The sequence below is a fragment of the Saccharopolyspora sp. NPDC002686 genome, from assembly GCF_040295745.1.
Classification (GTDB): Bacteria; Actinomycetota; Actinomycetes; order Mycobacteriales; family Pseudonocardiaceae; genus Saccharopolyspora; species Saccharopolyspora oryzae.
On sequence record NZ_JBEOVY010000267.1, the window covers coordinates 1 to 11,054 of the forward strand.

Sequence of the window (11,054 nt, forward strand, 5' to 3'; positions counted from 1 at the left end):
GGCACGAACCCCGGGTAGGCGAACGCGCGCTCGTACCCGGCGAGCTGGGCCTCCCCGCGCAGCGAGTTGCCGTAGTCGAACACCTCCGCACCGGCGTCGAGGAACCCGACCATCGCTTCGACGTGCTCGGCCATCGACTCGCGCGCCCGCTCGGTGAACTCGTCGGGCTTCGCGGCCGCGTAGTCGGCCCAGTCCTCCAGCGCGACGCCCTTCGGCAGGTAGGACAGCGGGTCGTGCGCGGAGGTCTGGTCGGTGACGACGTCGACCGGCACCCCGCGCCGCAGGACCTCCGGCAGCACCTCGGCCGCGTTGCCGATCACGGCGACCGAGTACGCGCGCCGCTGCTCCTTGGCGGCCACGGCCTTGGCGATCGCGTCGTCGAGGTCGACGGCGACTTCGTCGAGGTAGTGGTGCCGGACGCGGCGGTGCGCGCGCTCGGGGTCGCACTCCACGACCAGCGCCACGCCGTCGTTCATGGTCACCGCCAGCGGCTGCGCGCCACCCATGCCGCCAAGGCCGGCGGTGAGCGTCAGCGTGCCTGCCAGGGATCCGCCGAAGCGCTTCGCCGCGACCGCGCCGAACGTCTCGTAGGTGCCCTGCAGGATGCCCTGCGTGCCGATGTAGATCCACGAACCGGCGGTCATCTGGCCGTACATCATCAGGCCGAGCGCGTCGAGGCGGCGGAACTCCGCCCAGTTCGCCCAGTCGCCGACCAGGTTGGAGTTGGCGATCAGCACCCGCGGCGCCCACTCGTGGGTCTGCAGCACCCCCACCGGCTTGCCGGACTGCACCAGCAGCGTCTCGTCCTCGCGCAGGTCGGTCAGCTCGCGCACCATCGCGTCGAAGGACGCCCAGTTCCGCGCGGCCTTGCCCGTGCCGCCGTAGACCACCAGGTCATCGGGCCGCTCGGCGACCTCGGGGTCGAGGTTGTTCTGCAGCATCCGCAGCGGCGCTTCGGTGCTCCAGCTGCGCGCCGTCAGCGTCGTACCGCGCGGGGCGCGCACGGGTCGGGCTTGGCTCATGACACCCTCCACTTCACACGAACTCGGTGATGGCGGCGCGCACGGCGCCAGAGCGGCTCAGGTCCTCGACTTCGGCGATCTCCGGGGCGACGCGCGCAGGTCCCGCACCGCGCGTTGTCACGCATACCTCCATACCAACGCCACTGCGCGGTTCGCATAAGCCCGGATAGGGTGAGAGCGTCTGGCATTCCAGACGGTGGGAGGTTGCAGTGGGCGACAGCAGCGACGTGCCGGCCCTGCGGCGGGGTCTGGCGATCCTGCGGCTGCTGGCCGGGCGGGCCGGGCCGGTGTCGGCGGGCGTCATCGCCCGCGACCTGGACCTGCCGCGCTCCACCACCTACCACCTGCTGGGGGAGCTGGTGGCGGCCGGATTCGTCACCCACCTGCCCGAGGAGCGGCGCTACGGCCTGGGCATGGCGACCTTCGAGCTCGGCTCCGCCTACCTGCGCCACGACCCGCTGGAGCGCCTGGCCGGACCGCTGCTGCGCCGCCTGGTCGACCAGGTCGGCACCACCGCGCACCTGGGCGTCCTGCACGGCGGCGAGTCGCTCTACCTGCTCAAGGAGCGCCCGTCCCAACCGCAGACGCTGGTCACGGACGTCGGCGTGCGCCTGCCCGCCCAGCTGACGGCGTCCGGCCGGGCGATGCTCGCGCACCTGCCTGCGGCGCAGGTCCGCGCCCTGCTGCCCTCCAGCGAGGTGTTCGTCCGCCGGACGGATCGCGGCCCCCGCAACCTCCCCGAGCTCCGCCGCCTGCTCGGCACCGAGCAGCGCCGCGGCTGGGCCGTCGAGGACGGGTTCGTCACGGCCGGCTTCGCTTCGGTGGCATCAGCGGTGTTCGACCACGGTGCGCGCCCGATCGCGGCGATCAGCGTGACCTTCCGCCACCTCTGCGAAGGCCCGGAGTGCGGCGAGACCTGGCCCGACCTGGCCGCCCACGTCCACCGAACGGCAGCAGAGCTGACCACCAGGATCAGCGGCCGTCCCACCTGACCGCGCCCCTCGTGAGTGTTTTGGGTCGTTATAGCAACCCAAAACACTCACGAGCCCTTCGCATGCGGGGGTCACAGGCCTGCGCTGGAGACGAATTCCTTGGCGAGGTCCGCCGGGTTGGCCTTCTCCACCTCGAGGCGGCGGTTGAGGTCCGTGAGCTTGTCCGTGGTCAGGGCCGCGGAGACCTTGTTCAGGGCCTCGGCCTGCTGCGGGGTCAGCTTTCCCTTGTGCACCAGGGGAACCACGTTCTGGGCCGGGAACATGTTCTTCGGGTCGTCCAGCTTCACCAGCTTCTTCTCCCCGATCTGGGAGGACGTGGTGAACAGGTTCGCGACCTGGATCTGCCCGTCGACCAGCGCGTTCACCGTGATCGTGCCGGCCTCGACCGGGCGGATCTCCTTGAACGTGCAGCCGTAGTCCTCGGCGATCTTGGACTCCCAGCGGGACTTCCACTCCGCCGGGGCGCCCAGCACCAGCTCACCGCAGCGCGGCCCGAGGTCGGCCATCGAGTGCAGCCCGCTGTCGGCGGTGGCCGAGGTGACGGTCAGGACGTCGGAGTCCTCCGCCGGGGACTGGGCGAGCAGCTCCATCTCGCCCGGCACGGTCTGCTTGAGCTGGTCGTAGACCTGCTGCGACTCGGTCGCCGAGGACTTCGGGTCCAGGTACTGCAGCAGGTTCCCGGTGTAGTCGGGTACCAGCGCGAGCTCGCCGTTCTTCACCGCGTTGACGTAGAACTCGCGGGCCCCGATGCGGGGTTTGGTCTCCACCTCGGCGCCGGTGGTCTTCAGCGCCTCGGCGTAGATGTGCATCAGCAGCTCGCTCTCCGCGAAGTCCGCCGAGCCGAGCACCAGGGTTCCGCCCTGGTCGCCGTTGTTCTGCAACGGGTTCTGCGATCCGCAGCCGGTCAGCAGCAGCGCCGCCGCAGCAGCGCACACCAGCAACCGCTTCATCAGTCGTTACCTCCTCGTCGAGCGGCCAACTGCAGACCGCGCGGCACCAGCAGCCGGGTCGCACCGGCCAACACCAGGTCGAGCAGCACCGCCAGGACCGCGATGACGATCGCGGCCGAGGCCATCTGCGCGTAGTCGCTGATCTTCAAACCGTCCAGCAGGATCCGCCCCAGCCCGCCGAGGCCGACGTAGGCGGCGACGGCCGCGGTGGCCACCACCTGCAGCATCGCGCTGCGCACCCCGCCGAGCACCAGCGGCAGCGCCGTCGGCAGCTCCACCTGCCACAACCGCTGCCCGGACGTCATCCCCATGCCCTTGGCCGCGTCCACCGCGTCGGCCGGGGCGTTGCGGATCCCGGCGTAGGTGCCGGAGAGGATCGACGGGATCGCCAGGACCACCAGTCCGGCCAGCGCGGGCAGTTCGCCGAGCCCGAAGCCCAGCACCAGGATCGTCACCACGCCCAGCGTGGGCAGTGCGCGCATCGCGTTGCTGAGCCCGACCACGAACACCGAACCGCACCCGGTGTGTCCGATGTAGACGCCGAGCGGCACGGCCACCGCGGAGGCCGCCGCCACCGACACCACGCAGTAGTAGAGGTGCAGCAGGGTCTGCGCCAGGATCCCGCCCGGCCCGGTCCAGTGCGCGGGGTCGGTCAACCACGCGATCAACTCGCCGATCACGCCGCCTTCACCCCCGCTCGCGCCCACGGGGTGAGCAGTCGCCACAGCACCACCAGCAGCAGGTCCACCACCAGCGCCAGCAGCAGGGTCAGCACGATGCCGATGAGGATCTGCTCGGGGTAGTCGCGCTGGAACCCGTCGGTGAACAGCCGGCCGAGTCCGCCGATGCCGACCAGCGCACCGACGCTGACCAGGCTGATGTTGCTGACCGAGGCCACCCGGACCGCGGCGGCCAGCACCGGGACCGACAAGGGCAGTTCGACGGTGAGGAACCGCCGGGTGGGCCGGAAGCCCATCGCGGTGGCGGCGGCGACGATGTGCGCGGGCACCGAGTCGAGCGCGTCCATGACCGGGCGGACCAGCAGCGCCGCGGTGTAGAGCGTCAGCGCGATGATCACGTTGACCGGCGACAGCAGCGGGGTGCCCAGGATGCCGGGGATCAGCACGAACAGCGCCAGCGACGGGATCGTGTAGACCACGTTCGAGGTGCCCTGCAGCGGGCCGCGCAACCAGCGCACCTGCTGCGCCAGCCGCCCCAGCGGCAGCGCCAGCAGCACGCCGAGCACCAGCGGCACCAGCGCCAGGTAGACGTGTTGGGCGAGCTGGCCGAACACCAGCTCGCGGTTGCTCGGGCTGCCGAAGTAGTCGATCACGGCAGCCCCTGGGGTCGGCGCTGCCGCTCGATCACGTCGAGCACGTGCTCCGCGGTGACCACGCCGACGTACCCGCCGTCGCCGTCGACCACCACACCCAGCCCGGTCGGCGCCGACAGCGCGGCGTCCAGCGCACCGCGCAGCGGAGTGCCCCGCGTGTACAGCGATCCGCCCGCGACGAGCCGGTCCTCGGCCAGCTCACCGTCCACTTCGGTCTCCGGCGGCAGCCAGCCGCGCGGCCGGCCGGACTCGTCCAGCGCCAGCCGCCACAGCTCCTGCCGGTTCACCCGGGCGCCGAGCTCGACCGTGTCCACCTGCTGCGGCCGGAGACCGTCGGAGTCCACGAAGGACAGTCGGCGGTAGCCGCGGTCGCGACCGACGAACGCGGTCACGAAGTCGTCGGCCGGTTCGGCCAGCAGGTCGTCGGGCTCGGCGTACTGGGCGAGGTGCCCGCCCTGCCGCAGCACCGCGACCTTCTCCCCCAGCTTGATGGCCTCGTCGATGTCATGCGTGACGAACAGGACCGTCTTGTCCAGCTCGTCCTGCAACCTCAGCAGCTCGTCCTGCAGCCCCTCGCGCACCACCGGGTCGACGGCGCTGAACGGTTCGTCCATCAGCAGCACCGGCGGATCGGCCGCCAGCGCCCGGGCCACCCCGACGCGCTGCTGCTGACCACCGGAGAGCTGCGCCGGGTAGCGCTTGCCCAGCTCCGGCTGCAACCCGACCAGCTCCAGCAGCTCCCCGGCGCGCTTGCGGGCCTCCTGCTTGCTGCGCCCGTGCAGCAGCGGCACCGTCGCGATGTTGTCGAGCACGTTGCGGTGCGGGAACAACCCCGCCTGCTGGATCACGTAACCGATGCCGCGGCGCAGCTCCGCCGGGTCGCGCTCGCGCACGTCGGTACCGCCGACGAGCACCTTGCCCCCCGACGGTTCGATCATCCGGTTCACCATCCGCATCAACGTGGTCTTGCCGCACCCCGAAGGGCCGACCAGCACGGTGATGGTGCCCGTCCGCACCGACAGGCTGAGCTCGTGGACGGCGACGGTGCCGTTCTGGTACTCCTTGCGCACGGCTTGGAACTCGATCAAGCGAGCCCCCTCAAGTAGTCGCGGTCCGCTTTAAACCCGGCCGACCCTAGCTGGATCGATAGCATCCTGCGATCGACGAGACACACGCGTGATCTCGTTCCGTCTGCTGGGAGCGCGACGCCGGAGCGGGGCCCGTAAGCTGATTCACCCGATGAACACTGCTCCGCATGCCGCTACTCCTGACCCGATCGACGCCGTGCGAGGGTTGCTCGCCGACGCCGGTGTCCTCGCGCGCCACCTCCGCGAAGTCCTCGCGCAGCTGACCGGCGAACCCGTCGAGCTCGACGAGCTGATCCGCCGCACCGCGGTGGCGCGGCGGACCGTCGAGGACCTGCTCGCCGCGATCGGGACCGACCTCGAGACCACCGGTAGCGCGCACCGGCTGTCCGCGCAGGCCCGCGAGCGCTACCGGGAGAGCTTCGCGCTGGACGAGCTGGGCACGACCGCACCGTCCGGGGCCGAGCAGTTGGCGCTGATGCGCGAGTTCGTCGAAACCGGTCCGCGGCCGGCCGCGGCGCTCGACCACGTCACCGCCACTCCGGAAACCGCGCTGCGCCGCGCCGAATGGCTGCGCGACAACTACGACCTGCGCGGCGCCAAACTCCTCTGCCTGGGCGACCACGACCTGACCTCGCTGGCGCTGGGGCTGGTGGTGCCGTCGGTCTCGGTGACCGTCGTGGACCTCGACGAGCGGATCCTGCAGCACATCGACGCCGTTGCCGCCGAACGCGGCTTCGACGTCCGCACCCTGCACACCGACCTGCGCTTCGCAGTGCCGTCGGCGGTGGAGGCCTGGGCCGACCTGGTGTTCACCGACCCGCCCTACACCCCGGAGGGCATCGGCCTGTTCGCCGCCCGCGCCGCCGAGTGCATGGCCGGGCCGAACAGCCGGCTGCTGGTCGCCTACGGCTACAGCACGCGCACGCCCGCGCTGGGGCACAAGGTGCAGCAGGAACTGCTGCGGCTGGGCATGGTGTTCGAGGCGATCCTGCCGCAGTTCCACCGCTACTTCGGCGCGCAGGCCATCGGCAGCGCCAGCGACCTGTACGTGTGCCAGCCGACCGCGCACACCCGCAAGCTCGCGCTGCGGCAGGTGCCCGGCATCTACACGCACGGCCCGCAGTCGGTGGAGGCGGTCGAGGCGACGGCGTCCCCGGAGTTCCTGGGTGCGATCGGCGAACGCCTCGGCAGCCCGGTCTCCTCGCTGCGCGAGCCCGGCTGGTCGAAGCCGATCCGCAGGCAGCCGCAGCCGCCGGTGTACGACCTGCGGTCGGATCCGGGCCCGTGGCTGGCGCGGATGCTGCTGGCGGGCAACGCCGACCGGGTCGCGTTCCTCGTCGACAACAACCACCCGGACATCACCAGCGAACGCGCCCAGCGCGCGCTGTCCGAGCTGGTCGGGGCGAAGTACCAGCTGCGCTTCCACCGCAGCACGCCGGACTCCAAGCACGCCCTCGTGGTGGCCGACCTGGTGGAACCGGACTCGGTGGCGGGCTACCTGCTGCAGCGCGCGCACGGCAAGCTCGGCAACGTCTGGCGCGAAGCCCTGATCGCCCACGTCGACCCGGAGCTCACCAAGCGCGAGGCCAAGGAGCGGGTCGCCGCCCTCGCCCCGGTACCGGCCGACCTGGACCTCCGCCTGATCGACCTCCCCCGCCACCGCATCGCGGACCTGCTAACCGTCACCGGCTAGCCGGACGGTGGTGAAGCGGAGGAACTGCTGGACCAGCGGTCCCAGGACCACGGCGATCAGCACGGTGCCGAAGCCGGCGGTTCCGCCCAGCAGCCAGCCGACGGCCAGCACGACGAGTTCGATCGCGGTGCGCACCAGCCAGATCGGCTTGCCGGTGACGCGGACCGCGCCGGTCATCAGGCCGTCGCGCGGCCCGGACCCGAACCTGGCGCCCAGGTAGACCGCGTCGAAGAAGGTCAGCATCAGCAGGCCCAGCAGGAAGTAGCCGACCTGCTGGACCGGCGAGCTCGGTGCGGGCACGAAGAGCGCCGCGAGGTCCGCCGAAGTGCCGACCAGGACCACGTTCAGGAAGGTGCCCAGCCCCGGCAGCTCGCGCAGCGGGATCCAGCAGAGCAGGACGGCCACCGCGATCAGGTTCGTCGCCCACCCGAACGACAGCCCGGTGCGCAGCGACAACCCCTCCGCCAGCACGCTCCAGCTCGCCGCCCCCAGGGACGACTCGACCAGGAAGGTCAGCGCCGCCCCGTACCCGACGAGCCCGATGAGCAGCTGGACCAGCCGCCAGGCCTTCTTCTCCGCCCGCAGTTGCTCTCGGGCCGTCATCCGCCTGGCCACGAACTGGCCCGGCTTCGCTTGCGGTACCGCAGTCACAGGTGTCCTCGAACGTCCGATGGTTCCGGGGATCCGGATCTCCCCGATCCTCGAACCGGCCGCCGCTCCCGGCGAGGGCCACCTGGAGATCGCTGGCCTTCGTCAGACCCCGGGGATCGGCATCGGGCCGCGGGCGACGAGGTCGCGGAACTCGCGGGCCGGGAGGGCGCCGGAGAACAGCCAGCCCTGGTAGGCGTCCACGCCGACGCCGGAGAGCACGTGGAACTGGGTGGCGGTCTCGACGCCTTCGGCCACGCACTTCCGGCCCATCGCGCGGGCCATGTCCACCACCGCGCGCGCCACCGCGAAGTCCGAGGCGTCGCCTCCGACACCGGCGACGAACCGGCGGTCCACCTTGATGATCTGCGCGGGCAGGTCCTTGAGCCGCGCCAACGACGAGTAGCCGGTGCCGAAGTCGTCCACCGCGAACCGCACCCCGCGCTCGACCAGCTCGGCCATCTCGTGGCGGGTCCGCGACGGCAGGTCCGCCAACGCGGTCTCCACCAGCTCCAGGATCACCCGCTTCCAGCAGATGCCGCTCTCGGCGACGATGTCGGCGACAGCGTCGACGAACTCCGGTCCGCCCGGCACCAGCCCGGCCAGGTTCACCGCCACGCCCACCGATCGCCCGCCGCTGAGCGGCCAGGTCGCCGCCTCCTTCAGCGCGGTCCGCAGCACCCACCGGTCCAGCTCGCGCAGCAGGTCGCCCTGCTCGGCGACGGGCAGGAACGCGTCCGGCGCGAGCATCCCCCGGTCCGGGTGCGGCCAGCGCACCAGCGCCTCCGCGGTGACCACCACGCCGTCGGCGTCGACCACCGGCTGGTAGTGCAGGGCCAAGCCGTCGCTGTTCAGCGCCTCCCGGAGCTGCCCCTCCAGGTGCAGCTGCCGGTCCGCCGACGCCATCAGCGCCGGGCTGGCCAGCGAGACCTTGCCCGCGCCACGGCCCTTCGCCTCGAACATCGCCGCATCGGCGAAGCGCAGCAGGTCCTCGCCACCGGAGGCGGCGCCGTCGGGCACCGCAGCACCGATCGACGCCGACACCCGGATCAGCTGGCCGTGCACCGGAACCGCGGTGCGCAGCAGGCTGGAAACCCTGGTGGCCAGCGAATCGACGCCGCCGACCGCCTCGATGTCCGAGCAGATGATCACGAACTCGTCGCCGGACAGCCGGGCCGTCGTGCACCCCTCGGGCAGCCCGCCCTCCAACCGGCGGGCCAGCGCCACCAGCAGCTCGTCGCCCGCGTCGTGGCCCAGTGAATCGTTTACCCGCTTGAAGTTGTCGATGTCGCAGAACAGCACCGCGACCCGGTCCGAATCGGCCCGCCCCAGCAGCTTGTGCAGCAGGTCCTTGACCGCGGTCCGGTTCGGCAGGCCGGTGAGGTCGTCGTGGTTGGCCTGGTAGCGCAGGGCCTCGGCGGCGCGGCGCCGCTCGGTGATGTCCTGGAACACCACCAGCCAGAAGTGGGTGCCGTCGTCCTGCACCGAAGCGGAGGTGCGCAGCTCGCAGTACACCGGTTCGCCGTCGGAGCGCACCAGCACCCGCTGCGGCACCCGGCGGCGGATCCCGGAGTTCTCCGCCGGGGTGGGCAGGCTGGTGTTCTGCTCGTCGGGGTGGGTGATGTCCTTCGCGGTCATCCCGCGCAGCTGGTCGAGCTGGTAGCCGAGCAGGTCGCACAGCGCGTCGTTGGCGTCGACCAGCCGCTCCGCCCGGTCGAACAGGCCGATGCCGACCGGGGTGATGCTGACCAGGTCGCTGAACCGCTGGCTGGAGCGCTCCATGCGGGTCACCACGGCCCGCTGCTCGGTGACGTCCTGCGCGGTGCCGACCAGCAGGTTGCGGCCGTCGGCGTCCTTGATCGCGGTGCCGTGCAGCCGCAGGATCCGGGTGGTGCCGTCGATGCGCAGGTAGCGGTGCTCGACCTCGATCGGATCGTGCTCCTCGACCAGCGGCTGCCAGGCCCGCTGCACCCAGCCCCGGTCGTCGGGGTGCACCCGGTCCAGGTAGCTGTCGAAGGTGATCGGCGTGCTGGCGGGTTTGCCGATGATCTCGTGCAGCATGTTCGACAGCCGCATGATGTTGGACTGCGGGTCCCACTCCCAGGTGCCCAGCCGGGCGATCCGCTGCGCGTCCTGCAGCTTGCGCCGCTCGTCGCGCAGCTGCCGCTCCAGCGCCCGGTGCTCGGTGACGTCCTGCACGGTGCCCTGCACCCGCTCGACCCGGCCGGCCCGGTTGTACTCGGCCCGCCCGGTGCACAGGTAGACGCGCTTGCCCGCGTGGTCGCGCAGCTCCACTTCCAGCAGCTCGTCCTCGGGGGCGGTGAGCACGTCGAGGTAGAACTGGCGGGCCCGCTCCCGGTCGTCGGGGTGGGTCGCCTCGATCATGGCCGCCACGCCGGTGGCGTCCTGCGCGCCGGAATCGCCGAGGAACTCGCCGAGCACCGGGCTGCGGTAGAGCTCCACGGTCTCCGGGTAGAACACCCAGCTGCCGACCTTGGCGATGCGCTGCGCCTCGATCAACCACCGGCGCTCGTTGCCCTGCTCGGCCTGCACGTGCGCCGAGTCGCGCCCGCTCTCGGCCAGGTCCGAGACGTCGACCAGCACCGTGACGCGCAGCCGTTCGTCATCGGCGTGCGGCCAGCTCAGCGGCCGGACCGGGTACTCACCGCTCCTGGCGCGCAGCAGCGAGATCTGGCCGTCGCGGGTCACCAGGTCCGTGAGGCGGCAGCCGATCAGCGCCGCGGGCGAGGTCTCGCCCGCCAGCTTCGCCGCCTGCTCGGTGGCCCGGACGATGATGCCGTCCGCGGTGCTGAGCAGCGCGGGCGCGTCCGGCAGCGGCAGCAGGGCGAACTCCTGGGAGCGGGCACCGGCAAGGCCGAGTCCGCCGGAACTCGTCCGAGTCCTCTCGCTCCGCTCGGTCAACAGCACCCCTCCCGCGTAGCAGCCGCGCGACCGCCCGCCCGGTTTGCACACCACCCCACTGATGAGTGATCTACAACACAACGGGTCGTGCGGCCGACAATACCGGTCAACGCACCGGCGGTGACGCCATGGTGCCGTGCGCAGGACCGGATTCCCTGGAGAGGTGACGCTCGTCGCCCGACCTGATGACGCCATGTGGCGAAAGTCAACGGGTGTTGATGCAACGAGCCCCGTCCGGGCTGCGACCGCGAGGCGCGACCGGCACCGAGCGCCGGGGGATGACGGAAAAACCCCAACGGGGCCGGGGAGTCGGATCGACTCCCCCGCGCCGGCCGGCGCAAAACCGGGCCGGCGCCGCGCGGGCCGGCCGCGGCAGCGCCCCCTGCGCGGCAGGGCGGCGGGCGCA

9 protein-coding genes are annotated in these 11,054 nt (G+C 71.7%); 2 read left to right on the forward strand and 7 right to left on the reverse strand.

Annotated elements, in window-relative coordinates; all coding sequences use genetic code 11:
* Window positions 1-1,022, reverse strand: a 1,022-nt coding sequence (hutU, locus tag ABTZ89_RS28140) for a urocanate hydratase (RefSeq protein ID WP_351050198.1), incomplete at its 3' end; no start/stop codon positions are given.
* Between the two features lie 209 nt (window positions 1,023-1,231).
* Here hutU and ABTZ89_RS28145 point away from each other — a divergent pair.
* Complete coding sequence (locus tag ABTZ89_RS28145) at window positions 1,232-2,014, forward strand: IclR family transcriptional regulator (RefSeq protein WP_270949073.1); 783 nt, start codon at window positions 1,232-1,234, stop codon at window positions 2,012-2,014.
* Window positions 2,015-2,085: 71 nt separating this feature from the next.
* Here ABTZ89_RS28145 and ABTZ89_RS28150 read toward each other — a convergent pair whose 3' ends face one another.
* Genes ABTZ89_RS28150 through ABTZ89_RS28165 form a run of 4 tightly spaced genes read right to left on the reverse strand, consistent with a single transcriptional unit; the run spans window position 2,086 to window position 5,385 of the window.
* Window positions 2,086-2,964, reverse strand: coding sequence for an ABC transporter substrate-binding protein (locus tag ABTZ89_RS28150; protein WP_270949072.1), 879 nt, complete (start codon window positions 2,962-2,964; stop codon window positions 2,086-2,088).
* Complete coding sequence (locus tag ABTZ89_RS28155) at window positions 2,964-3,644, reverse strand: ABC transporter permease (RefSeq protein WP_351050202.1); 681 nt, start codon at window positions 3,642-3,644, stop codon at window positions 2,964-2,966. Before ABTZ89_RS28155 ends, ABTZ89_RS28150 begins: the two co-directional genes overlap by 1 nt.
* Window positions 3,641-4,297 (reverse strand): ABC transporter permease, encoded by a 657-nt coding sequence (locus tag ABTZ89_RS28160; RefSeq protein ID WP_270949070.1) that lies wholly within the window; start codon window positions 4,295-4,297, stop codon window positions 3,641-3,643. Before ABTZ89_RS28160 ends, ABTZ89_RS28155 begins: the two co-directional genes overlap by 4 nt.
* Window positions 4,294-5,385 carry an ABC transporter ATP-binding protein gene (locus ABTZ89_RS28165; protein ID WP_270949069.1) on the reverse strand — a complete coding sequence of 364 codons (1,092 nt, stop codon included), beginning with the start codon at window positions 5,383-5,385 and terminating at the stop codon, window positions 4,294-4,296. Before ABTZ89_RS28165 ends, ABTZ89_RS28160 begins: the two co-directional genes overlap by 4 nt.
* 151 nt (window positions 5,386-5,536) lie before the next feature.
* Between ABTZ89_RS28165 and ABTZ89_RS28170 the strand changes: the two genes are divergently transcribed.
* A complete protein-coding gene (locus ABTZ89_RS28170) occupies window positions 5,537-7,078 on the forward strand; it encodes a bis-aminopropyl spermidine synthase family protein (protein ID WP_351050207.1) in 1,542 nt (513 codons plus the stop codon).
* On the opposite strand, the gene yczE is transcribed toward ABTZ89_RS28170, so the two are convergent.
* Both yczE and ABTZ89_RS28180 read right to left on the reverse strand, forming a co-directional pair.
* Entirely contained in the window at window positions 7,061-7,729 is a 669-nt protein-coding gene (gene yczE / locus ABTZ89_RS28175; RefSeq protein ID WP_351050210.1) for a membrane protein YczE, read from the reverse strand. The genes ABTZ89_RS28170 and yczE overlap by 18 nt on opposite strands.
* Window positions 7,730-7,831: 102 nt before the next feature.
* Complete coding sequence (locus ABTZ89_RS28180) at window positions 7,832-10,654, reverse strand: sensor domain-containing protein (protein WP_351050213.1); 2,823 nt, start codon at window positions 10,652-10,654, stop codon at window positions 7,832-7,834.
* Between the last annotated feature and the right edge of the window lie 400 nt (window positions 10,655-11,054).

Bases quoted from the DNA above. Each gene is read 5' to 3' on its own strand.
- ABTZ89_RS28150 (WP_270949072.1), bottom strand. From the start codon at position 2,964: ATGAAGCGGTTGCTGGTGTGCGCTGCTGCGGCGGCGCTGCTGCTGACC.
- ABTZ89_RS28170 (WP_351050207.1), top strand. From the start codon at position 5,537: ATGAACACTGCTCCGCATGCCGCTACTCCTGACCCGATCGACGCCGTG.